Genomic DNA, 20,944 nt, shown 5'->3' with positions numbered 1-20,944 from the left:
CGAGCTCGTTCACCGCGGCGCGAGGTCGTACACACGCCATGTTCTGAACCGGGTGGCAGCGTGTGGTGTGCAGGTCGGGGCGCGGCACCGGTGCATCGATCTGCATCACGAACCGAAGACCTACAACCCATGGCAAGACGTCACCTATTGCCGCTGTGGTCGCATCCGGTGGGCCGGCGAGCATGCGCAGTTCGACACCGCCGTCGAAGCATTCGAGGGTTTCCCTCATCACCCCTCGGGCCGACCCGATCCACGGACCTATCCCGGAAAGAATGACACCGAATCGCGGCAGGTCAGCGAGCAGCGGCCCATCGGGCCAAGCGAGCTACGCCGATGATCCCGGCAGAAGCGGGTGACCCCGCGGCCCGCGCTGTTCTGGACCTGATCGACCCCGAGAGCGACCAGTTTCTGACGGCGCTCGACCGTATCCGCTTACAACTCCTCTCGCCGAGGGTGGCCACGATCGTCACAAGGCGAGCGGAGCTGGGTTTTACCGCCCACGACGTGAATACCTATCCCCGACGGAGTATGTGGCGCACGCTGGTCCCGTTCGGGCGGACGAACGGCGGTGTCGTTGTCGAGATTCCTCTCGTCGTGATCGCACCTGTTCTGATCGGCATGATTTCTGTCCTACTCAACACGAATACGCTGTTTCAATCTCCGATCACGGATCTGACGGTATTCATCTCCGCGGCTGCAGGTGTGGAGGTCCTGGCGATGTGGTGGTGGATCCGCCGCGACCCCTTCAGGCTGACCGCGGCGGACAAGCAGATGATCCGCGGCAGCATTGCCAAGCTCGATGCCTACGTCTGGGCCAGCGGCGACTTCTTCGAACTTCGTCTGGCCATGACTGCGTCCGCGATCGTCGATGATATTCGTGAAGTGCCGGCATGGAGTCACGAGGACCTTGACAGCCACCGCATCCGGCTCGATATCGAGGACCAACTCCGAGTGATTCTCTGCCACTGCGGTGAGCTGGCAACTTTCCGGTTCAGCGTCGGCGAACCCACGAGGGGAGTCAGTGCCGAGGCTGATGCGGCTCGGGCAGCCCACCACGAGCAGCGACGGTGGTTCGACCAGGTCAAAGAATCACTGATCGGGCGGGTCGTAGCGTTGTGGACGTATTACCAAGATCTACTGATGCTTCAGGACTCCATCGACGGTACGGCGGCTCTCGGTCGCATCGACGCTCACGCACCGGCGCTCGGAGAACTGCCGGTCAACTCGGCGAATGATGACCTCGCAGCGTCGGCGATCGGTGACCTGGCCACCGATTTGGCCGATCTACATCAGGCGCGGGAAAAGGCGCTGGCCCAGCTGCGCGGCGACGTCACCGGATTCGATCGGTGCAGCTGATGGGCCGCAGCCATGACCGGATCAGTCCAGACCGCGGCAACGGTGTGTTCGATCCCGACCGGGGCGACAGCGACGTCGCCACCCGCAAGGAAGGCGCCCTGATCTCGCAGCACGCCTACGACACCCGCGCCGATCTCCGCAGCGGAGCACGAGAACTCGACACCGCCACCGAGCACCTACCCGGATTGACCCGGGCTGGGCGGGACCTCAACCGCGCCTATCCACGGCCCACGCCGGCGGCGATCGGAAACTCTCGGCTACGCCCCCAGCTGCCACCGGCGATCGAACTCCGTCGCACACTCTCGGCACGACAACGGAACACCCGATCCGCGGCGAAGCGCCGCGTCCTCGATGCCATGCCGAAAGCCCAGTACACGGCGCTGGCGTCGTTGACGTCGGACCCGAAGACCTGGAGGGAGACGAACAACGCCCTCTCCGCAGTGGCCGGCGACGCTGTCGAACTCGACGATGCTCGCCGCAAGCAGGTCCAACGAGTGGACAGGGCAATCCAACGATACGAACGCGAATCCGGACGAGGCCATCTCGTGTACACCGCGGTGAGCATCCCCAACGCGGTCGTGAACCCGTCAGATCTGCCCTCGACGCTATCGCCGGGGACGGTCCTGTTCTTCGACCGCTTCACTGCAGCAACCCATTCGCTGCACGAGCTGGACTCGACCGCCCAACCCACCGATGTCGTCTTCGAGATCCAGACCGACCGCGGCATGTACTACGGGCAATCTTCCCGCGTAGACAACTCACACCACTTGCTGCCACGAGGAATGCAGCTACAGGTGGTGGGGGCTCATTTTGTGCCGTACGAGCGACCCGGACAGCCACCAGGGGAGCGCCTGATCGTCCAACTCGTCGATCACGAGACGCCATGACAAGTCGAGGCGGGGCGTTCGAGACAGATTCAACCCACCGGAAGGAACACACAGTCATGACTGCGGACAAGCCGCGCCACCGGCGCCCCGACCTGACCTTTCATCCCGATATCTTCGCTGCGCCCACGCAATTCAGAGTAATGAAAGCCGCGCCACACGACGATGCGGACCAGGCCCCGGACACAACGCAAGGGAATCACAGCTCCGGCGCCGACGTACATACCGGACGGCGAAAAGGCAAGGGGCTGTGAGCAGAAAGAAAAGTCGGAGGCCACCTACAAGATGGTGTGCCTCCGACTCACCCGGTGCATTCTCAGTACCCACCACCCTATGTGCTCTTCCGCATCTGTTCCAATTCTCTACACGCTATCGGCCGATGTGGTTGCCCGACTGGGGTTGCCCCGGTTGTGAGTTCGGCCGAGTTGTACAGGTCCCTCTCTACTGTCGGTGATCGCACGACACCCTTCGCGGTCATCGAGACAGCACTTCCGCCCTTGGCCGCCACACCAACGGCAAAGGAGACATCATGGATTTCGCATCGATCATCGTCGGCGTCGCAGTGGCCGGCGCATCAGCTGCCCAGGGCGGCGGAGTGGACCCCGCGATCACCGACAGCGTCACGGCGGTCGCACAGGAACAGGCACCAGCTCTCGCCCAGTATGTTCCGGACCCGCAGCCCTATCTCGACGACGCGGCCCGGGCAGTACAGCAGGCGCAGGAGCAGTTGCCCGCCGAGTGGCAAGCCGAGATCGAAAACGCCATTCCACCGGAAGTCCAGGATGCCGCTGCAGGGGCCAGGGAACAGCTCCCGCCCGAGGCGCACGGTCTGATTCCCGAGGTGGTCCTGCCCGCCCCCAGTCCGGAGCCCGGGCCCGCCGGCGGTGTCACCCACCCGGCAGGACCCGCAGCTCAGACACCGTCATCGGATCCGCCGCAGGAGACGGATCCGGTAGTTTTGCCTCCTGTCGTCAGCGGAGCACCCACCACTGCGGCCGGCATCCCCTCCCTGACGGGAATGCTCGCCCCGACCGCAGTCAGCGATCTGACCTTCGATCCCCGCTTCCCCCGCAACCTCGAGTTCGCGCGTGCGGTCATCGAAGCGGCGATGCGTGCGATCGGATTGCCCTACCAATGGGGCGGCGGCCTTCTCACCGGACCGTCTATGGGCGACGGCACCGGAGGAGCTACCGCCGGCTACGACTGCTCCGGGCTCACTCGCTTCGCCTACTACATCGGCACCGGAGGAACGAAGGTCTTGCCCCGCACCTCACAGGAACAGTTCCGCGCAGGCCAGCAGATCACCATGTCCCAAGGCCCAGCCTGGTGACCTGCTGTTCGGGAACTGGCAGGCAGACGGAGCCAACCACGTCGCGATCTACCTCGGCGGCGGAAAAATGCTCGAAGCACCGCAGACCGGCCAGCTCATCCAGATCAGCGCCGTGCGCTCGGACATGGTGCCCGCCCGCTTCCTGTGACCCCAGCCGAGCCATCGGGGACAGTGCCCTGTGCTTGATCCCGAAGCGGAACAATACGATCGCCACTATAGACCCAGACCGGTCACAAGTCGTGTCGCGACGTGCGGCACGACCGCAGAGACGAAGGAGACAGTGCCACATGACCATTACGCCAGCAGCCCACAAGAAGGCAATCGAGACCGCACGAAAGAATGCGGAAGCACTGGCACAGAAGGCAATCGAAACACGAGTCGCGCTTGTCGGGGCCATCGGTGAAGCAGTGGAAGAGCTAGCCGCACTCGATTCCGCACGCGAGGCAGCTGTAGACGCAATCAGGACGGCCCACGAGAACGCGATCGAAGGCGGATGGACGGCCAAAGAGCTCGCAGCCATGGGATACACCGCCCCGAAGAAGCGGAAGAACACCTCCAGTAAGCCTGCGCGTGGTGGCGCCAGCAAGGACGCGACTGAGACGACCGACGTCGCAGATGCTGCTGCACCGCAGGAAGGCGATCAGCCGCCGAGCACCGACGGGCAGATCTCCCGCGAGCGCGAACCTGAGCATTCCTACAGCTAGGAAGCCCGGTGGTGTGGCCCCAGCCTCTCGGTGCCTTCCCCCGATCCTTGTCGGGAGACGGCGCCCGAGGGCTACCAGGAACTTCGCCGGGCCGGCATGGGGGCCGGAGTCAGAGCCACATGTCAGAGGGTGCCGTCACGATGATCACGAGAAGGAGGTGGCATGACCAGTACACAGACGTCTCCACAGCAGTGGGCACGGGGCATGCTCGTCCCCGGCCGGGCAGCGGTTCTGGACGTTGAATCGACCAATTTGGACGGCAGCATCATCGATATCTGCGTTTTGGACGCCGCGACCGGGGATCCACTGCTCGATACCCTGGTCGATCCGGGCGACGTTCCGATCCACCCGGACGCTTATGCCGTGCATGGAATTGCCCCGGCCGATCTGATTGGCGCACCTGGCTGGTCTACGGTCCACCAGGCTCTGATTGCGGTGACCACTGGGCGAGTGACGCTCAGCTACCACAGTGAGTTCGACAAGGGTCGCGTTCTCCATGACTGTGCTCGACACGGTCTCGACCCCGCGCACCTCGCCGACCCCGAGATGTGGGGATGCATCATGCGGATGCGATCGCAGGCCGAGGGCGCCGAGAAGAGCATTCGGCTCGATGGCGGACACCGAGCCCGCAGCGACGCAGCGGCCGCCCGCACCGTCCTGCTCGGCATCGCGGAGGGCGCCTCGGCGCCATCCACCACTGTGGACCCCGCCACTACCTCCCACTTGCCGGCGTAGTCCACCGTGCCGCACGTTCGAGGCGGGTCCGGTAGCAGTCTCCTTGGGGGTCTGCTCTCTCGGCTGGTGTCCTTGCTGGGATCCTGATTGTGATTTACCCTGGGATCTGGAGGTGGTTCGTGATGACCGCAGCACATCCCCGGCCGGATCTGGAGGCGTACAACCAGGCCGCCCGTATGTCCCAACCCGAGCTGGTCACCGCGTTGCGGGAGCTGCTGGGCGCGAAGCTGGTCGCCTATCTGGGGCGGGTCAAGGAGACCCGTGCAGTGCGCCAGTGGGCAGAGGGCACACGGACGATCGGTAGCGACTCGGATGTGGAACGGCTGCGGATCGCGTACCGGGCGGCACGGCTGATCACCGCCCGCGACACCCCGGCGGTGGCGCAGGCCTGGTTTCAGGGTTTGAATCCGATCCTCGACGACCGCGCCCCCGCCTTGTTGCTGCGCGAGGGGGAACTCGCCGATGTCGGCCCGCAGGTCCTCGCCGCGGCCCGGCAGTTCGCCGCCGTCGGATGACCCAGGTCGACCACGCCCTCGTCGCCACGGCGCAAGGGTCGATGTGGTGCGCCCACCGACACGGGTGCGAGGTCTATCGGGTCGGGTTCGCGCCGTCGCCGTGGGAATGGACACCGTGGGTGTACGCCACCGACGGCCGGTTCACCGGCCGGTGGGACGACCCAGACGGTGTGTGGCGCACCCTCTATGTGGGTGCCAGCCGATTGGCCTGCTACCTGGAGGTCCTCGCCTACGCCCGGCCGAGCGCGCAGGTGATCGCGGATCTGGACGAGATCGTCGTCGACGACGAGGATGCCGCCGCATTCCCCACTGTCGAACCCGGCCGGGTGCCGCGGTCGTGGTGCGTGCCTCGCATGGCCGCCCACGGCGCGCTGACGGGGTGGTTCGCGGTCCCCGGGCACCCGGAGACGCTGGCCACGCTGCGTGTCGGGTTTCGGTCGGCCGCGATCCGGCACGGACTCGATGATCTCGACGGCGCCGCGATTCGGGACGGCCGCCCGCGGGCGTTGACGCAGGCAATCTCCAAGTGGATCAACACCCTTGGCGGTCCGGACGGATATCCGATCACCGGAGTCGAGTTCGACTCGCGGCACGGTGACGGGCTGCGGTTGTGGGCAGTCTACGAGCGACCGGGTGACCCGGTGGTCAGCCCCCACGTCACCGCATTGGATCAGATGCCGGTGGCACCCGACGACGGTGACCTTGCCGGGGCGATGCGTCTGCTCGGACTCGAATGGGACGACACGTGAGTCCGGCCGCTGTGGGATCACGAGATTCTCCGCAGCGTCGCGGTGGAAACCTCAGTCGCGACATTGGTTGTGGCTGGGTCGGCGGAGGTCCACAAGCGACGCGACACCGCGCTAACTTCTCTCTTGTCGCGGTCCCGTGATACCCGCTCGCCATCAGACGAATTCGCGGATCCGGGGGAGGACCTGGGCGAGTTCTTCGAAGAGTTCCGACCATCCGCGGCGGAGGCGGGTGATGCGACCGTGTTCGAGGAAGGCGCCGTCGATCATGTGGGAGACCCGTAGGTGTTGTTCGGGGGTGCCGAGTTGGCGGAGTTTGTCGTAGACGGGGTTCACCGGTAGCTGGTGGTGGGCGATGTATGCCCAGATCTCATCGACGCTCCAGTCCCATATGGGCCCGAATACATGTGTTCCGTCGGCTCGGTCGATGAGGCCGCCGTGGTGTCGGCGTTGCTCGGTGGTGTTGGTGCAGCAGCCGGCGCAGTCGCGTGTGACGTGGCTGCTGAGGGCGTTGTAGTACAGCGACCAGCGTCCGGTCCCTTTCGGGGATTCGTCGGCGCGTACGCCCCAGATTTCTCCTGGCCCGTGGGCTGCGTGCGCTGCGCGGGAGGGTGTTCCGATGAGGATGTCGCGCAGTTTCTGGCCGGTGGCTCGGGTGGGCTGTTGGTGGTCCCATTCGCCGGATTGTGCGAGGACGGTCAGCAGTGGTGGGTCGGCGCGGTGGGGTTCGAGGTTGAGGTTCCAGGTGTCGGCGAGTGCGGTGATGTAGGTGTAGGTCTCGGGGTACTCGAGGCCGGAGTCGAAGAACACGACGGGGATGTTCGGTTCGACCTGCAGGGTGAGGTGGAGTGCGACGAGTGAGTCCTTGCCGCCGGAGAAGGCGAGGTATCCGTCGTGGTCGTCGAGGTGTTGCTCGATGCGCCCGGTGAGGGCCCTGAGGTCGCGGCGGGGCCGGCGCAGTGCCCGGAGAGTGTTCAGGTCCAGGCCGTCGGGTTCGGGCTTGCCCGCCACACGTCCTCCTCGCGGTGTCCGGTCGGTATCGAGATCTCGCAGTTTCTGTCACACAGTGTTCGCCCGGTGGATCTTCCTCCAGTCGTAGGGGCGGTTTGAAGTCGCCTGGGCATGTGAGGAGTGTGGTGTGGGGAAACTGTGCGAGGTGGCGGGCCGGCAGGACGTCGTCGCGGCGGCATTCGCGTCGACGAAGACGCGTGAGGTAGTCGAGGTGGCGAGGGTGGGTCGGTGTGCGAGATGCGCGGCGTTCCCGGTTCCGGTGGAGGCGGTGACCAAGGTGGTCTCCCGAACGTTCACGGGTTTCGATTCGTGGAAAGCGACCGCGGAGGGTGGGCTGTGCACGTCCTGCGCGTGGGCCTACCGGCACCCGGATCTGCGCAGAAGCATGCATGTGGTCACCACCCGACCAGCAATGAGGGCAGTGACACTGGCGGATCTCGAACGGATCTTGTCGCGGCCGCTCGAGCCGGATACCGCCGTGGTGGTGCCCTTGCGGCCCGGCCGAAAGCACATCCTGCCGCATGCGCGGTGGGGCGGGATTGCGGTCGAGGACATGTGCCTGCCCTGGACGTCGCGTGATGTCGTGGCGGTGACAGCGATGCGTCGACTGCGGGCGCTGGGGTTCGGTGCCCGGATGCTCGCCGAGCCTGCGGCCCCGTATCCGGTGCTCGCCACGATCGCCCCCAGGCGGTGGCCGGCGGTCTTCGCGGACTGGGATCGTCTCGCCCCGTACCGCCAGATCGGGCAGTGGTGGGAGCTCGCGCTGCGAGCCACCGTGTCGGCGAGTGCGAAGGCAGCGAAATGACCAGCCCGACCGATCGATGGCTCGCGGCCGCACCGGCGGGGCTGCCGCCGCTCGAGGGTCCGGCGTCGACGGCTGAACGCCTGCTGTTGTTGTTGCACTACGGGATCGACTGGGATTCGGGATGGGTTGGTCGGCGGCGGGAAACGTACTGGACCCAGCACCTGCCGAACCGGGTTCGGGTCGCCACCTATATCGGTGGCGGCGATCTCGACCGGTGGTGGTCGGTGGTCTCCCGGTCCCTCGAATCGGAACCGACGAACACCGACCAACGGCTGGAGCTGGCGACGTTGCTGCGTGAGGAGTCCGAGCCGGTGCTGACGTTGCTGCGTGAGCGTCCCACGTCGTACGTGCTGCGCACGCGGATCGTCGCCGAAGCCGTGGCCGCCGCTCGCACTGCGGGAAGGAAGAGATGATGAGGTCGACGGTGCGCTGGGATGTCGAGCTGACCGCACTGTCCTCGATCTCCCAGAAGGGGGAGGACTCCGGAACGACGACGACACTGTTCCGGCGCGAGCCGGTGATCCAGCCGGACGGCAAGCCGGTGCTGGTGCCGATCGTGTCCGGGAACTCCCTGCGCGGCGGGTTGCGCAGGATCGCCGAGGAGCTGTTCCGCGATGTCATCGGCTACGAACAGCAGATCCCGCTCTCGGCCGCGCACGCGCTACGCAACGGTGGCTCTCTGACGAAGGTCACCGGCGACGGTCTGACCGGGCGGCGGCGGCAGCGACTGCGGGAGCTGGTTCCCCCGATCGGGGTGTTCGGCGGCAACGGCGGAGGTCAGCCACCGATCGACGGCTGCCTGAAGGTGGGCAAGGTCATCCCGCGGGTGCGTGAGACCGAGACGATCATGACCCGGGCGTATGACGGCCAGTTGATGAGTCAGTTCGAGTTGGTCTCCCTGGAGAGCTACAGCCGATTCGACGACACCGACAGCCGGGCGTTCCCCAAATCCTCCGCGGGGGGCGGAGCCGGAAAAGATGCCGGCTCGTCGATGCTGATGCGATTCGAGGTCGAAACACTCCCTGCAGGAACCCGTTTCGAAACGTTCTTGCGGCTGGACCGGGCCACCCCACTCGAAATCTCGTTCTTCACCGAGGTGTGGGGCAGATTCGCGCGTGACGGATTCCTCGGAGGGCGCAGCGCGATAGGTCACGGGCGGGTCCGCGCCGAATCGGATCGGGTGGTGTTGGCCGGTCCGGACCCGCAGTCAGTGGACTGGCGCGTCGAGCTGACGCCACTGCGCGATGAGGTCATCGAAGCATTGTGCTGGCTGACATGACGGGCACCGAGGAGATGGCACCGTTCCTGGTGCGGGCGCACCTGTCGTCGGGACTGGCGCACGCGACGCCGTGGGGAATCAGTCTCGACGGGATCCTCGCCGCCGAACTGTGGGCCGATCACAAGGCCGCGGCACTCGACCGAGGCGAGTATGTGCCGGCGCTGACACCCGAGTGCGCCCCGCCGGATCTCGAGCTGCCACTGGCGCGATGCGAGCTCGCCGGCGAGGACTGGCATTGGTGTGCGACGTGCTCGTTCCCCGAGGACCCGGCCGGTGATCCCGTGGTGCGGCACTGGGCGTCGCGGGCCGATCACCGCGGGCTCGAGCAACTCAGTCATACGCTGCCGGCGGTGATCTCGGATCGACAGGGCCGTTACCGGTCCCGCTACATGCCCCTGATGATCACCAGCACTCGCACGGTCACCTGGCGCGGAGTCGGAGATCTCGACGCCGTCGCCACGATCCTGGGTGGCCTGGATGTCATCGGTAAGAAACGGGCCCATGGTGAAGGCCGGGTCCTGCGGTGGGAGTTCGAACACTGCCCCGCCGCCGACCGGTGGGCGTCGGCGCACCTGCATAGCGACGGCACTCTCGGGCGCACCACACCACCGGCCTGTGTTCCCGATCGGCTCGAACCGGAATCGGCCGGCTTCGGGTTGGCCGGTCTGCGGCCGCCGTACATGCACCCGACCCGAATGCGTCAACTCCACCTACCTCGATGAGCCGCCGCGTGGTGCGCCTCGGCGACTATTCGGAGCGCGGGAGGTCGGGCACAGCGACCGGTGCGGGCAACATCCAGCGAGCGAGTGGGGTTTTCGACTCGTTCGGAGGATAGAGCGCAACCTCGGTGATCGACACGTCATCGGTCAGCTTGTCTCCGATTCCGGGGAACAGGACGAGCCCCTCGGCGTGGCCGTCGAGGGCGTTGTCCCCGATCGCGGTGGGGATGTTGCCCCAGGAATCACTGCCGGTGATCGTCTGTCCGCTGAGTGTGTGGACCTTCCAGTTGGTCGATGTGGCGTTCAGGGTTCCGGAGTCGACGTCGAGCACGATCGGGAACATCAGTATCCGCGGCTCTCCCATGGAGGTCTTTTCGATCAGCTGAGGTTCTTTCACCTCGATGCGGGCCGTGACGTCGGGTGCGGTAATGGTCTGGGCGGTTCCGCCGATGGTGTCCGAGTTATCCGACGAGATCGTGGTCCGGTTGGTTGCCGCGGTCGTGGTTGTAGATCCAGTGGTGGTCATCGCTGCCGACGTGGCGGTCTGACTAGTGGCGGAGGCCTGTTCGTCGCCGTTGCCGCACCCGGACAGCGCCAGTCCCAGTGCGGTGCAGGCAGTCACGGCAGCAATCGTGGTTCTGCGGATGATCATCGTTCATTTCCCCTTTCCCCTGGCTGACTGGACGCCCTGTGAACAGGATCGTAGTCAGCCTCCATGCGCGTGCCGGTTGTGGCGCGGACGACGTCATCGAGAGTAGCGGTGTGGGGCCGGTGTCCTGTTGTCGGCGACGCGGAATGGGCTGGCGTGGGCTGTGACCGGCAGAGATCTAGGACAGAGCGGCGACTCCACCTGCCCTGATGATGGTTGGTGGTTCGTCGAGCACGTTCCATTACGCGATGTCACTCACCACGTACGCTGCGGATCTTCCTCCCAGTGACAACAACCCGCACTTCGCAGGAGAGGCCACCACGGATTGACAGACAACCCAATCAGACTGGCCCGGATTCGTCGCTAGACCTTCGGGGTGTCCCGGAGGTGCGAGTTCGTGTGGAGCTGTCCAGGTCCGGCGCTACCGTCCGCCACACCGAGACACCATCTGCGGGAAAAGGGAGATGAGCGAGATGACCGATACCGACACACGGCCCAGGACGGAGTGGGACGCTCCGGAGTGGCGAGACTTCGCGCTCTGCCGAGTCACCGATCCGGAAGCGTTCTTCCCCGAAACGGGGGAGAACGGCCGCCCCGCGAAGCGGGTGTGCGCTGGGTGCGAGGTTCGTGAGGCCTGCCTCGCCGAGGCGCTCGCCCATGATGAGCGGTTCGGGATCTGGGGTGGGCTCACCGCAGCCGAGCGACGCAAGCATTACCCGAAGCGACACCGGTGACCGCCATGGCCGTAGATTTGCACACCAGTCAAGCCGAAGGGTGGCGGCGCACCAAAGCGATCGACCTCACCCGGTACCTCTGGGACCTGAGCCTTACCCGGCTGACCTGCTGTCACTTCGGGCTGATCAGCTTCGCTGGCCTGCGCGGACGGTGGGCGTTAATCCGCCGCATTCGGCGGAAACCAGGTATGTCGCAGCGAGGTTGCTGGAGCAGGAGAGACGGTGGGCGAAGGCGCGCATCCTGAGCATCCGCTGCTGCTCGCGCGTAAGGATGAGCGGGAAGTGTGGATGCCGCCGACGCAGCCGGAGCCAGAGGCCGGTGGGATCTGTTCCAAGGGAGAACCGGCGAATGGGGGAGCGATGCGTGACGTGTTCATCCGCGGGCGGTGTTGGCTGGGGGTGTTCTGGGGTTGGTGGTCGCCCTCGCACAGGGAGTGGATCCGAGCCGTACGTACCTGTGTGTAGCGAACACCGAAGCGTGTGAGACTGGGTGGTCTGACCAGAGTCGCTCGGGTCCGTGCCTGGCACGGTTGATGGCGTTGGTACTCAATCGAATGTGGGCAGGATTGGTGCATCCAGCGTTGCCGTGGACTCGACCGGGGCCGGTTGTAGGAAGTCCGTCGCGATGGCGACGGACCATCACTTCGGCACGCCTTGGCCCGACGCCACGACACGCCCGATGCGGAAGCAGTTCACTATGATTCAGCGGTGTCGCCAGCGACGCCGCTGCTACCGCACCACCCATTCATTTGTGAAACGGCCTCTTCCGTTTGCGCTACGTTCCTCGCATGCGTGATCTCCTCGAACAGACCGTCCGCTACCTCGAAGCTCTCTCCGACGCCGCAGTGGAGGCGGTGCCCTCCACAGACGCCGTATTCGTGGCTGAGTTCGCCGAAGCCCTCCGCGAGTGTGCAGAGGCCGTCAAGACAGCCCGCGAGGACCTGATCGACACCGGTCGCCCAATCAACCCTGTCTATTCGCACCCCGGCGACGAGGACACGCGGGAAGAACTCGCGTCTCGACTGACCGCGCACCTCTTCACCGAGTAGTCCGCTCCTTGTCGAACCTCCAATGAGGGCCCACTCGGCGAGGCCAAGAACGCGGATGGGTGGAGTCAGGAGGACCTCCCACGTCACGGATACTCCGGGGAGCATGGGTGAGTGCCTTTCGGTTCAGGTCGGTGAAGTTACTCAGACGTACCGGCGGCGCGGCGGAGTGCAACCACCACGGCTTCGAGGGCGACGATCGCGTGGAACATCGCCTCGGACACAGCATTGCTGTCCTTGCCGAACGTCTCGGCAGCCTGCCAGATGCGGGCGCTGTGCTCACCGCTGGGGCGCGGGATCTTGAAACCATGACTACTGAACGCCTGCGCTTCAGGACTGGTGCGCTGAATCAGATTCATGAGCGGCAGCGTAAACCTCATCCCCGACAACCTCTAACCGCTTTAGATCAGGCCTCGGTCGAACGGCTCGTCCGGGATCGTGGCGGAAAACAGGACTGTGCCGCGGCCGGCGATGTTTGATCCCTCCGCGGGGCCCGTAGACGATGTTTCCGCGCGGTGCCGGGTGGGTGTCGTCCTGCGTCCCCGGCACAGGGTGCGCCGGGGACGCAGGACGAGCGCGGAACCCCTATTTGTGCAGGTCGGACCGTATACTCGAGGAGTCTAATTCGGTAGCGAGACTGACCAACTCGCTCGACTATGGAGGATTTTCTGTGGCTGATTTGGCGACTACTGTGACGGTGTTGGATGCGAATGGGCGGGCCGGTGTTCCGTCGTTGTTGATCTCGGGTCCGGGTATGGGTAAGTCGAGTCTGGTGCGGGGGTTGGCGGCGTCGGACGGGGTGCTGTGCGAGACGGTCCTCGGGTCGTTGCGGGAACCGGCCGACTTCGCTGGCCTGCCGGTGGTGCGTGAGCGCGGGGTGACGTTGGAGGCTCCGGACTGGGCGAAGCGCATTCACGCCGAGGGTGGTGGCTATCTGTTTCTGGACGAGTTGACGACGAGTCCGCCTGCGGTGCAGGCGGCGATGCTCGCGGTCGCGTTGGACCTGAAGGTCGGTGATTTGCAATTGCCGAAGGGAACGCGGGTGATTGCGGGTGCGAATCCTCCCGATTGTGCTGCCGGTGGGTACGAACTGGAAGCGCCATTGGCGAATCGGTTCTGTCATGTGGAGTTCACTCCGTCTGTGGATGAGTGGTTGGACGGTATGGCGACGGGGTGGGCGTCGCCGCCCGCCTCGCGTGCGGTGGCGACGGACGAACAGCGCATGGCGCTGGTGCGTAGTTCGATCACCGGATATGTCCAGCGGAACCCGGAAGCGTTGGACGCGTTCCCGTCGTCGGCGGCGCAGACCGGGGGAGCGTGGCCGTCGCGACGCACGTGGGCGATGTTGGCGGCGGTGTTGCCGCATCTGCGTGATGACGATAACGCGGCGATCAATGCGGCGGTGTTCGGGCTGATCGGTGAGGGGACCGGTGTCGAGTTCCTGGAATGGCGCAGGAATTCCGATCTGCCGGACCCGGTGGCGGTGATCGAGAATCCGGAAACGGCGTTCGACTGGCAGTCTCGTCCGGACCTGGTGTGGGCAGTTCTGTCGGGTGTGACGGCGTGGGCTGCGGGGCGGGGCACCGTCGAGGCGTGGCGCAGCGCGTGGGGGCCGTTGATTGCGGCTGCGGAAGCGGGTGCACCTGATGTGGCGGGTGCTGCGGCGCGGACGTTGGCGAAGGCGCGGCCCGCCAAGGCTGTGGTTCCGGCTGCGGCGAAACGGTTCTCCCCGATGTTGGTGGCTGCGGGTCTGGTCGGTGAGGCGGCGTGAGCGCGGTGCGGGTACTCGAACCGGACGAGTTGCGCGCGTTTCGGTTGGCCCGGTTGGTCTCTGCCGAACAGATGCCGTACTTCATGCGGGCGTTGTTCGCGGCGCAGCCGGTGGCTGCGCCGGGGCTGGGCACGTTCGCGGTGGATGCGCAGTGGCGGTTGTATCTCGATCCGGCGTTGCTGGTCGGTGCGAACGCGTGGCCGGTCCCGGTGGCGGGTGCGGTCCTGTTACACGAGGTTGGGCATTTGCTGCGGGCGCATGCCGCGCGCGCGGAGTTCTTGCCGAAGCCGGTCCAGCATCTGGCGTGGAACTACGCCGCCGATGCGGAAATCAACGATGACCTTCTCGCGGCCGGGGTCGGACTGCCCGAAGGGGTGATCACCCCGGAGTCGTTCGGGTGCGCATCGGGAGGCATTGCGGAGGACTACTACACGAATCTGGTAGATCCGTCTGCCCCTTCATCTCCGAGCGCAGATGGCGATGGTGATCCGGGGTGCGGGTCCGGTGCGGGGTGCCCTGCCGTGCCCGGCGAGTTGGGTGCGGCCGGGAGTGAGGTCACCGAAGGTCTCGACGGCGCGGAGGCCGACCTGGTGCGGCGGTATGTCGCGCAGGCCGTCCGGGAGTCTTCGGGAAAGGGGCGGGGGAGCGCCCCGGCCGGGTTGGCGCGGTGGGCCGGTGAGGTACTGGCACCGCCGACGGTGGCATGGGATCGGTTGTTGCGGGCGGTGATCCGGCGCGTCGTGGCGGATCAGGCGGGGCGGACGAACTACACATATTCGCGACCGTCGCGGCGCGGGATCCCGGGCATCGTCGCTCCGGCGATGCGCGGCCCGTCGATCACGGTCTCGATTGTGGTCGACACGTCGGGATCGATGTCGGCAGACGATCTGGATGCGGCGATGAGTGAGGTCGCCGGGGTGCTGCGGGCTGGCGGTGTGGCACGTGATCGGGTGCGGATTCTGGCCTGTGATGCGTCGAGCACCACGGCGCAGCCGGTTCGGTCCATCGCGGACGTGACACTGATCGGCGGCGGCGGCACCGACATGCGGGTGGGTATCGAGGCGGCCAATGCTGCGCGTCCGCAGCCGCATGTGGTGATCGTCCTGACGGACGGGGACACGCCGTGGCCGGATCGCCCGTCGCGGTCGCATCTGGTGTGCGCGGTGATCGGCAGTGACACGGCGGCGGGGCGTACACCGTCGTGGGCGTCGACGGTGTACGTGCCGGTCGGCGCGGGAGCACGCGCATGAGCACGGCAGGAAGCGGCGACCTGGTCCGCTACGCCGACCGGGTGTTGGCCGGTACCGGGATCACCGCCCACCAGGTCGCGGCGGTGGTGGCAGGTACGGCGACCGATGCGGCGGCGGCGGCTCTGCGCGCCGGTTGGCGCTGCGCGGCGAATCCGGTGCAAGGGAGCGGCGAGGGAAGGGGAGCGGCATGAGCGTGGAATGGTTCGACCTCGCTCAGCGGCTCTATGCCGCCGAAACCCGGTCGCCGGTCGCTCGGCTCACGCACACCACGTTCGTGCCGTCCCCGGCGGCGCTGGCGGTGCGTGCGGTCGCCCGTGGTGGCAGCGTCACCGTGGCAGTGGCCGGGTTCGGCGGACGCGAGGAACGTGCCCGCGACGTGGATGCCCTGGGACTGCTGGCCGCACACGGCGGAACCATCGTGGGGCGCTGCGACCCGGCACCGTTGCTCACCGACGACACCGGCACCCTGGCTGCCCTGGTGACGCTGGCGCGGGCGCACGCACACCACCCGGACCCGCAGGTGGCCGGCGCGGCGGCCATGGTGGCGTGGTGGGCGGATCGGGCAGACCATCCCGGCACCTCGGCGGTGGTGAGTCTTGTGGCCGCGTCGTCGGCGCGGTACGTCCTCGGCACCACCCCGGAGGCCGAACGGTCGGCGACCACGTGGCGGCAGTGGTTCGGCATCTGCGATGACAGCGTCAGCGGCTTGCACGAGTGGGCCGCGAAGATCAGCGGCGGACCGCTGCTGCCACTACTTGCGCCGATCCACGAGGACGACCGCTATTCGTGGGACCGCGCGCTATCGGCAGCGACAGCCGGGCACGATTGGTCGCGCCCGGACAACACCGCCAGCGCCGCCATGGGACTGCGCACCCGATGCGATGCCGCCGACTTGAAAGCTGCCGCCCTGCTCGGTGATCCGCTCTGGCGGCAACGCGCAGTCCATACCGGGCACGTGGCGGTCGGGGTGGCATCGGTGACCCCGCCGCCGACAGGCACGCGTCGGCGGGGCGTATCGCTGTCGGTGACCTGCGAGCGGCTCGATTCACGGCTGCGCGTCGGATCCGAGGTCACCGGCTGGATGGGCACCCCAGCGGACACACCCTTCGAGCGGTTCTGCGCCGAGGTCACCTCGGCACAGGTCGTGGAGGGAAAGCTGGTCCTCGGTCTCGGCACGGTCGGCGCACACGCCCCCACACCGGGAGCACGGGTGTGCGTGATGCCGCAGCCGCCGTCCCCGCAGACGATGCGCGCGGGTCGGGGCCGATACTGGCGGCTCTACCGTGCCCGCCGTTCCTGGCTCTCCACCGGCCAAACGCCGGTCGCTGCGCGGCGTGAGGTTCCCCTCGACGTGCTGATCGCAGGCGCGGAGGGCTAGCCCCGTCAGCCTGCACTGCCACCCAAAGCAACTTTATTCACAACACCTTTCGTGAAAGGTTTGCACCGTCATGCGCATCCTCGCCCCCCGACCCGAAAACCCCAACCCGGCACCGGCGAACGCACCGACACCCAGGCCGAGCGCGCCACCACTCACGCAGTGGCCGGGATCGCAGATCATGTCCGATCCGATCACCGCACGTGTGCTGTTCTCGGTGTGGTCGGGTGATCCCGCCGTTGTCGTCCCGTCGCCACCCGGTGCAGGCAAGACCCGACTGGTCGCCCTTCTCGCGGCAGCATTGGCACACCGCGCGGATCTGCGTGTCGGCATCGCGGCCCAGACCCGCGAACAGGCAGTGGAGATTGCGCGGCGCCTGGGAACCCTCACCGATCGCGCTGCACTGATGTGGAAAGCGAAACCGCCGAAACCCGACAGCGGACAGACGCCCACGGTGTCAGGACAGAAGGTGCGGTGGCCCGCTGACGGGGGTGCGATCCTGATCGGCACGACCGCCCGATGGCTGTTCTCGGACCCCGACCGCGTCGCGGCCGACGTGCTCGTGGTCGACGAATCCTGGCAATGCACCTACGCCGATCTGGGCGCACTCGGCGCCATGGCCAGGCAGGTGGTCTGCGTCGGCGATCCCGGTCAGATCGATCCGGTGGTGACCGGCGACGTGTCTCGATGGGACGGCAGCGATACCGCCCCGAACCTGCCGGGACCGATCGCGCTGCAAGCCGCACACGGCGACGCGGTGGGCGTGGTCCGGCTGCGCCACACCTGGCGACTCGGACCCGGCACCACCGCCCTGATCGGGCCGATGTTCTACCCCGACCTGCCGTTCACCTCCCGCCGACCCCCGGAGCACCTGACCGACGCAGGCGAAGTCGTGCCCGAGCTGGCGCACCGCCCGGTCACGGTCTGCGGCGGCCCGTCCGATCCGGCGCTGGTGACCGCGTGCGCACAGCGGGCGCGCGAATTGCTTGACGCCGTGCGGGTCACCGCCGAGGACCGGCGACCGATGAGCGCCGCCGATATCGCGGTGGTGGTTCCCCACGTGACGCAGGCGGCGGCGATCCGCGCCCTGCTGTCCGATCACCCGGACGTGCTGGTCGGCACGGCCAACTCGCTGCAGGGGCTCGAGCGTGCCGCTGTGGTGGTGCTGCATCCGCTGGCCGGATACCGCACCGCCGAGCCATTCAGCCTCGATCCGGGCCGCGCCTGCGTGATGCTCTCCCGCCACCGCGCCCACATGAGCGTCGTCATCGATGACGCGAGCGCCGACGTACTCGCCTACACCGAACCCTCGACCGCGCACGCCACCCATGCCGCCCTGTTGGCCGCGCTGCACCGCACTCCCGCTGTGTAGCAACCCATCACAACGAAAGGCGATTTGGGCAATGCCCGATGAAATCATGACCGAGTTCCGCGCCGAACGGCTGCCGGACGTCGACTCGCCAGCCCAGCTGGCGGTCGCATTCGCGGGGCGGACCCGACCGAACTTCACCTACGACGGGGGTTCTCAGGTCCACGACAACGGCGTCCGCGCGCTGCGGGCAGGCGATGGGTTGATCAGCTATGCCCGTACATGCAATACCGATCGGGAGGAGGCCATGACGGTCTTCGGGGACTTCCTCGGTGATCTGCACCATCTGGCCGACGTGATGGGGGTCGACTGGGACGAAGCACAGCGAAGGGGAACGGTCCACTACACCGCCGAACTGTACGGCGCGGACTGACGGGAACTGACGGCTGGACGGGTCCGGACGGACCCGTTCGGCCGGCGGTCCCCGGCACCGGGTGCGCCGGGGACCGGGTACTTCCCGATTCCCATGCGGCCATCACGCGTATCCCTGACCGCGATATCTGTGCGGGTCGATATACGTGTAGTGATCCGTGTTGATATACGTGAAGCGCTGCGTGTTGATGTGCGTGAAGCTGTGCGTGTTGATGTGCGTGAAGCTGTGCGTGGCGGCGGGCGTGTCGAAGTGCGTGCTGACACACGAGTGCAGATGCGTGTGGTTCAGCGAGTGCGTCTCTGGCTGGGTGCCGACGGCATACGCGGCCGGCGTGGGGTTGGTCGGTGGTGGTCCCGGGGTGCGGCGGAGGGGTTCTGATTCATTTCGTCCACATCGACTGGAGCTGACAGTCCTTCACCTCGCCGAGCGCTCGAGCCTGTGCACGGCTATCAGTCCGGACGCTGTGTCCTGCGCCTCGTCGTGGGTGTGGTCGACGGGGATGGGCGCTACCCCTGTCCGCCTCATAGAGCGCGAATGTCGATCTGTCTGAGGGACAGGTGGTGATGGCTATCGCATCGGGTGTGTTGAGAGTCGCGGTCCCCGTGGGCGCGGCCCGGGGGACACCCCGAGGACTGCTAGGGGGCGCCGCTCGTTGTCCGGCAGTGCGTTGGCTCGCCACTTTTTCACTGCCCGGTAGAGCCACTGGCCCACCTGCTCACCATCGGCGGTGACATAGTTTGCGGGGACGAGTGCATCGCCGTGTTCTTCGCGGTAGGCGGCGATTTCGGTGAGCATCCGTCGCCGCTTACCCTCGGCCGGTGGCACGGCAGGGAGCGGCGCGCTGTCGTCGGTCCACACGAAGCCGATCGCATCGAGTTGCGTAATGCGTTGCGGCGGCAGGGTGCCGAGCATACGGGCCACTCGCTGGCGGTCCTGCCAACGTCCCAGTCGGAAGCCGCATTCGGTGACGTAGTCGGCGGGCATCACGAGTGTGGGGTGACGGCGACGAAACTCGGCGTAGAGCTGCAGAGGTGAGGCCGCCGGTCGCCGTGCTCGCATCGAGATCACATCCTCAGAAAAGCCGTCACGTGTTGCCTGGTAGTCGATAAGTCAAAGTATGTCCGCCTCTTTGACGATCTGTCACGGAAGTCGACGCGTGTCCGATGGCAACCTGCGCAGGTCGTGACAACTGGTGGAACCCAGAGGCTGATCGACAGCGCGCAGGACCATTCCGCGCTCGCGCACCGGCCGCCGAGATCCGTGGCCGCCCCCGGTGCAGGGAAGCGCCCTCCCAGTCCTGGCGTTGGCCTGATCACTCCAGCCCGTGCCCGCGGCGATCTCGGTGCACCGTCGCCTGCGGGCGGACATGTCGTAGTCACGGGTCACGCCTGAAACGTGCGGATCGGGTCACAGGTTCCAGAGTCGGAGCAGCGCGGCCCGCAGGCTGGCGGAGACGATGCGGTGGTCGGTGCGCAGCCGGGGACCCGGGTGCCCGGCATCGGCGAGCCGTACTTCCGCGTCGGGCACCGCGATCGGCTCCAGGTCGACCCGCGTACGCAGGTGGTACGCCACCGCTGTGCGGGTGCGGGGGATCGCGATCGGGTCGGAGTCCACGACCGCCGGCGAGTAGAGCCATTCGTTGTCGGCGGTGACCTGCAACAGGACGTCACCCCGCTGGAGCCGGCCACGGCCGCGGCCGGCGGGGGCGTCGATACGGAACCATTCGAGCTGATACTTCGCCGCCGGACCCGCAGACGTACGGCGGGCGCTGGTCTGGGCTGCGCGCTCGTGTTCTTCCGCGGGGCCGGGTTGGTAATGGGTGATGTGCCACAGGAACATCCGGGTCACCGGGGTGGGGAGGAAGTCGGGTTCGGCACGCCGGTTGCGGTCGCCGATTCCGGGCAGGGGTACGGCCCGGCCGATCTGCCAGATGGCGGTGGCGTTGTCGAGGAACACCTGGTCGACCTCGGTGATCTCGTCGATACCGTCGATGAAGGCCCGGACGGCGGCCACGACCTCAGGATCATCGGTGACGACGATGGCCTCATCCGAGATGGTGGAGCTGTGGGAGGCGCCTGCGGAGCCGATGACCGCCCACCTGGCGGTGGCGATCACGCCTGCGTGCAGGTTCGGTGACGACAGCACCCGCACCCCGGCGGCCACGTAGTGCGCGAGCGCGGCCGGGGAGGTGGCGTGCGCGCGCACCGCGGCCCGCGAGGCGTTCACGACGAGGACATCCCCGGCACGCAGCGGCAGCAGGTCGGGGGCGTCCTGGCCGAGGTACGCGATCGCG

The 20,944-nt window shown here is 66.8% G+C and carries 26 protein-coding genes; 21 read left to right on the top strand and 5 right to left on the bottom strand.

Annotation, left to right across the window (positions count from 1 at the left end; genetic code table 11):
• The first annotated feature begins 453 nt into the window (after nt 1-453).
• The 9 genes from ACNJ7E_RS39735 (at nt 454) to ACNJ7E_RS39695 (ending at nt 6,273) form a co-directional block, all read left to right on the top strand.
• Nucleotides 454-1,356 carry a hypothetical protein gene (locus ACNJ7E_RS39735; RefSeq protein WP_418342420.1) on the top strand — a complete coding sequence of 301 codons (903 nt, stop codon included), beginning with the start codon at nt 454-456 and terminating at the stop codon, nt 1,354-1,356.
• Entirely contained in the window at nt 1,356-2,243 is an 888-nt protein-coding gene (locus tag ACNJ7E_RS39730) for a hypothetical protein (protein WP_418342419.1), read from the top strand. The genes ACNJ7E_RS39735 and ACNJ7E_RS39730 overlap by 1 nt, the downstream gene beginning before the upstream one ends.
• Before the next feature lie 56 nt (nt 2,244-2,299).
• Nucleotides 2,300-2,494: a hypothetical protein gene (locus tag ACNJ7E_RS39725; protein ID WP_418342418.1), complete on the top strand. Its 195-nt coding sequence runs from the start codon at nt 2,300-2,302 to the stop codon at nt 2,492-2,494.
• Between the two features lie 275 nt (nt 2,495-2,769).
• Nucleotides 2,770-3,570 carry a peptidoglycan endopeptidase gene (locus ACNJ7E_RS39720; protein ID WP_418342417.1) on the top strand — a complete coding sequence of 267 codons (801 nt, stop codon included), beginning with the start codon at nt 2,770-2,772 and terminating at the stop codon, nt 3,568-3,570.
• A 1-nt stretch (nt 3,571) separates the two neighbouring features.
• A complete protein-coding gene (locus tag ACNJ7E_RS39715) occupies nt 3,572-3,718 on the top strand; it encodes an NlpC/P60 family protein (protein WP_418342427.1) in 147 nt (48 codons plus the stop codon).
• Between the two features lie 139 nt (nt 3,719-3,857).
• Nucleotides 3,858-4,274, top strand: a complete 417-nt coding sequence (locus ACNJ7E_RS39710; protein ID WP_418342416.1) for a hypothetical protein — start codon at nt 3,858-3,860, stop codon at nt 4,272-4,274.
• 162 nt (nt 4,275-4,436) lie between these two features.
• On the top strand, nt 4,437-5,009 hold the full coding sequence (locus tag ACNJ7E_RS39705; RefSeq protein WP_418342415.1) for a 3'-5' exonuclease: 573 nt from the start codon (nt 4,437-4,439) through the stop codon (nt 5,007-5,009).
• Between the two features lie 122 nt (nt 5,010-5,131).
• Nucleotides 5,132-5,524, top strand: coding sequence for a hypothetical protein (locus ACNJ7E_RS39700; RefSeq protein ID WP_007299950.1), 393 nt, complete (start codon nt 5,132-5,134; stop codon nt 5,522-5,524).
• The gene (locus ACNJ7E_RS39695; protein ID WP_418342414.1) at nt 5,521-6,273 is read left to right on the top strand and encodes an RES domain-containing protein; all 753 of its coding nucleotides are present in this window, start codon (nt 5,521-5,523) and stop codon (nt 6,271-6,273) included. The genes ACNJ7E_RS39700 and ACNJ7E_RS39695 overlap by 4 nt, the downstream gene beginning before the upstream one ends.
• Nucleotides 6,274-6,426: 153 nt before the next feature.
• On the opposite strand, the gene ACNJ7E_RS39690 is transcribed toward ACNJ7E_RS39695, so the two are convergent.
• Complete coding sequence (locus ACNJ7E_RS39690; RefSeq protein WP_418342413.1) at nt 6,427-7,281, bottom strand: phosphoadenosine phosphosulfate reductase domain-containing protein; 855 nt, start codon at nt 7,279-7,281, stop codon at nt 6,427-6,429.
• Nucleotides 7,282-7,408: 127 nt separating this feature from the next.
• Here ACNJ7E_RS39690 and ACNJ7E_RS39685 point away from each other — a divergent pair, with 127 nt between their 5' ends.
• Genes ACNJ7E_RS39685 through ACNJ7E_RS39670 form a run of 4 tightly spaced genes read left to right on the top strand, consistent with a single transcriptional unit; the run spans nt 7,409 to nt 10,087 of the window.
• The gene (locus ACNJ7E_RS39685) at nt 7,409-8,086 is read left to right on the top strand and encodes a hypothetical protein (RefSeq protein ID WP_418342412.1); all 678 of its coding nucleotides are present in this window, start codon (nt 7,409-7,411) and stop codon (nt 8,084-8,086) included.
• Nucleotides 8,083-8,499 carry a hypothetical protein gene (locus tag ACNJ7E_RS39680; RefSeq protein WP_418342411.1) on the top strand — a complete coding sequence of 139 codons (417 nt, stop codon included), beginning with the start codon at nt 8,083-8,085 and terminating at the stop codon, nt 8,497-8,499. The genes ACNJ7E_RS39685 and ACNJ7E_RS39680 overlap by 4 nt, the downstream gene beginning before the upstream one ends.
• Nucleotides 8,496-9,365, top strand: coding sequence for an RAMP superfamily CRISPR-associated protein (locus ACNJ7E_RS39675; protein ID WP_418342410.1), 870 nt, complete (start codon nt 8,496-8,498; stop codon nt 9,363-9,365). The genes ACNJ7E_RS39680 and ACNJ7E_RS39675 overlap by 4 nt, the downstream gene beginning before the upstream one ends.
• Nucleotides 9,362-10,087 (top strand): hypothetical protein, encoded by a 726-nt coding sequence (locus tag ACNJ7E_RS39670; RefSeq protein WP_418342409.1) that lies wholly within the window; start codon nt 9,362-9,364, stop codon nt 10,085-10,087. The genes ACNJ7E_RS39675 and ACNJ7E_RS39670 overlap by 4 nt, the downstream gene beginning before the upstream one ends.
• 25 nt (nt 10,088-10,112) lie before the next feature.
• Here ACNJ7E_RS39670 and ACNJ7E_RS39665 read toward each other — a convergent pair whose 3' ends face one another.
• Nucleotides 10,113-10,706 carry a hypothetical protein gene (locus ACNJ7E_RS39665; protein WP_418342408.1) on the bottom strand — a complete coding sequence of 198 codons (594 nt, stop codon included), beginning with the start codon at nt 10,704-10,706 and terminating at the stop codon, nt 10,113-10,115.
• A gap of 500 nt (nt 10,707-11,206) precedes the next feature.
• Here ACNJ7E_RS39665 and ACNJ7E_RS39660 point away from each other — a divergent pair, with 500 nt between their 5' ends.
• Nucleotides 11,207-11,467: a WhiB family transcriptional regulator gene (locus ACNJ7E_RS39660; protein WP_489686854.1), complete on the top strand. Its 261-nt coding sequence runs from the start codon at nt 11,207-11,209 to the stop codon at nt 11,465-11,467.
• 788 nt (nt 11,468-12,255) lie between these two features.
• Nucleotides 12,256-12,516, top strand: a complete 261-nt coding sequence (locus ACNJ7E_RS39655) for a hypothetical protein (protein WP_418342406.1) — start codon at nt 12,256-12,258, stop codon at nt 12,514-12,516.
• A gap of 137 nt (nt 12,517-12,653) precedes the next feature.
• On the opposite strand, the gene ACNJ7E_RS39650 is transcribed toward ACNJ7E_RS39655, so the two are convergent.
• Nucleotides 12,654-12,872, bottom strand: a complete 219-nt coding sequence (locus ACNJ7E_RS39650; RefSeq protein WP_418342405.1) for a hypothetical protein — start codon at nt 12,870-12,872, stop codon at nt 12,654-12,656.
• Nucleotides 12,873-13,183: 311 nt separating this feature from the next.
• On the opposite strand from ACNJ7E_RS39650, the gene ACNJ7E_RS39645 reads away from it, so the two are divergent.
• The 6 genes from ACNJ7E_RS39645 to ACNJ7E_RS39620 all read left to right on the top strand — a co-directional run bounded on the left by ACNJ7E_RS39645 (nt 13,184) and on the right by ACNJ7E_RS39620 (nt 18,651).
• The gene (locus ACNJ7E_RS39645; protein WP_418342404.1) at nt 13,184-14,284 is read left to right on the top strand and encodes an ATP-binding protein; all 1,101 of its coding nucleotides are present in this window, start codon (nt 13,184-13,186) and stop codon (nt 14,282-14,284) included.
• Nucleotides 14,281-15,534: a vWA domain-containing protein gene (locus ACNJ7E_RS39640; protein ID WP_418342403.1), complete on the top strand. Its 1,254-nt coding sequence runs from the start codon at nt 14,281-14,283 to the stop codon at nt 15,532-15,534. Before ACNJ7E_RS39645 ends, ACNJ7E_RS39640 begins: the two co-directional genes overlap by 4 nt.
• Complete coding sequence (locus ACNJ7E_RS39635; protein ID WP_418342402.1) at nt 15,531-15,725, top strand: hypothetical protein; 195 nt, start codon at nt 15,531-15,533, stop codon at nt 15,723-15,725. Before ACNJ7E_RS39640 ends, ACNJ7E_RS39635 begins: the two co-directional genes overlap by 4 nt.
• Entirely contained in the window at nt 15,722-16,912 is a 1,191-nt protein-coding gene (locus ACNJ7E_RS39630; protein ID WP_418342401.1) for a hypothetical protein, read from the top strand. The genes ACNJ7E_RS39635 and ACNJ7E_RS39630 overlap by 4 nt, the downstream gene beginning before the upstream one ends.
• 70 nt (nt 16,913-16,982) lie before the next feature.
• Complete coding sequence (locus tag ACNJ7E_RS39625; protein ID WP_418342400.1) at nt 16,983-18,281, top strand: AAA family ATPase; 1,299 nt, start codon at nt 16,983-16,985, stop codon at nt 18,279-18,281.
• A 31-nt stretch (nt 18,282-18,312) separates the two neighbouring features.
• Entirely contained in the window at nt 18,313-18,651 is a 339-nt protein-coding gene (locus tag ACNJ7E_RS39620) for a hypothetical protein (RefSeq protein WP_418342399.1), read from the top strand.
• Between the two features lie 567 nt (nt 18,652-19,218).
• Here the strand turns inward: ACNJ7E_RS39620 and ACNJ7E_RS39615 are convergent.
• Both ACNJ7E_RS39615 and ACNJ7E_RS39610 read right to left on the bottom strand, forming a co-directional pair.
• Entirely contained in the window at nt 19,219-19,710 is a 492-nt protein-coding gene (locus ACNJ7E_RS39615; protein WP_418342398.1) for a helicase associated domain-containing protein, read from the bottom strand.
• Between the two features lie 348 nt (nt 19,711-20,058).
• Nucleotides 20,059-20,944: phospholipase D-like domain-containing protein (locus ACNJ7E_RS39610; RefSeq protein ID WP_418339110.1), on the bottom strand; the 886-nt coding region annotated here is incomplete at its 5' end.

It is taken from the genome of Rhodococcus mengyinensis (genome assembly GCF_048381435.1).
Classification (GTDB): domain Bacteria; phylum Actinomycetota; class Actinomycetes; order Mycobacteriales; family Mycobacteriaceae; genus Rhodococcus_F; species Rhodococcus_F opacus_D.
The sequence above is the reverse complement of the archived record's forward strand: the minus strand, read 5'-3'. Positions and strand labels throughout refer to the sequence as shown.

Coding starts and splice junctions, on each gene's coding strand:
- ACNJ7E_RS39730 (WP_418342419.1), top strand. CDS start 1,356: ATGGGCCGCAGCCATGACCGGATCAGTCCAGACCGCGGCAACGGTGTG.
- ACNJ7E_RS39725 (WP_418342418.1), top strand. CDS start 2,300: ATGACTGCGGACAAGCCGCGCCACCGGCGCCCCGACCTGACCTTTCAT.
- ACNJ7E_RS39720 (WP_418342417.1), top strand. CDS start 2,770: ATGGATTTCGCATCGATCATCGTCGGCGTCGCAGTGGCCGGCGCATCA.
- ACNJ7E_RS39710 (WP_418342416.1), top strand. CDS start 3,858: ATGACCATTACGCCAGCAGCCCACAAGAAGGCAATCGAGACCGCACGA.
- ACNJ7E_RS39705 (WP_418342415.1), top strand. CDS start 4,437: ATGACCAGTACACAGACGTCTCCACAGCAGTGGGCACGGGGCATGCTC.
- ACNJ7E_RS39700 (WP_007299950.1), top strand. CDS start 5,132: ATGACCGCAGCACATCCCCGGCCGGATCTGGAGGCGTACAACCAGGCC.
- ACNJ7E_RS39695 (WP_418342414.1), top strand. CDS start 5,521: ATGACCCAGGTCGACCACGCCCTCGTCGCCACGGCGCAAGGGTCGATG.
- ACNJ7E_RS39680 (WP_418342411.1), top strand. CDS start 8,083: ATGACCAGCCCGACCGATCGATGGCTCGCGGCCGCACCGGCGGGGCTG.
- ACNJ7E_RS39675 (WP_418342410.1), top strand. CDS start 8,496: ATGATGAGGTCGACGGTGCGCTGGGATGTCGAGCTGACCGCACTGTCC.
- ACNJ7E_RS39670 (WP_418342409.1), top strand. CDS start 9,362: ATGACGGGCACCGAGGAGATGGCACCGTTCCTGGTGCGGGCGCACCTG.
- ACNJ7E_RS39660 (WP_489686854.1), top strand. CDS start 11,207: ATGACCGATACCGACACACGGCCCAGGACGGAGTGGGACGCTCCGGAG.
- ACNJ7E_RS39655 (WP_418342406.1), top strand. CDS start 12,256: ATGCGTGATCTCCTCGAACAGACCGTCCGCTACCTCGAAGCTCTCTCC.
- ACNJ7E_RS39650 (WP_418342405.1), bottom strand. CDS start 12,872: ATGAATCTGATTCAGCGCACCAGTCCTGAAGCGCAGGCGTTCAGTAGT.
- ACNJ7E_RS39635 (WP_418342402.1), top strand. CDS start 15,531: ATGAGCACGGCAGGAAGCGGCGACCTGGTCCGCTACGCCGACCGGGTG.
- ACNJ7E_RS39630 (WP_418342401.1), top strand. CDS start 15,722: ATGAGCGTGGAATGGTTCGACCTCGCTCAGCGGCTCTATGCCGCCGAA.
- ACNJ7E_RS39625 (WP_418342400.1), top strand. CDS start 16,983: ATGCGCATCCTCGCCCCCCGACCCGAAAACCCCAACCCGGCACCGGCG.
- ACNJ7E_RS39620 (WP_418342399.1), top strand. CDS start 18,313: ATGCCCGATGAAATCATGACCGAGTTCCGCGCCGAACGGCTGCCGGAC.
- ACNJ7E_RS39615 (WP_418342398.1), bottom strand. CDS start 19,710: ATGCGAGCACGGCGACCGGCGGCCTCACCTCTGCAGCTCTACGCCGAG.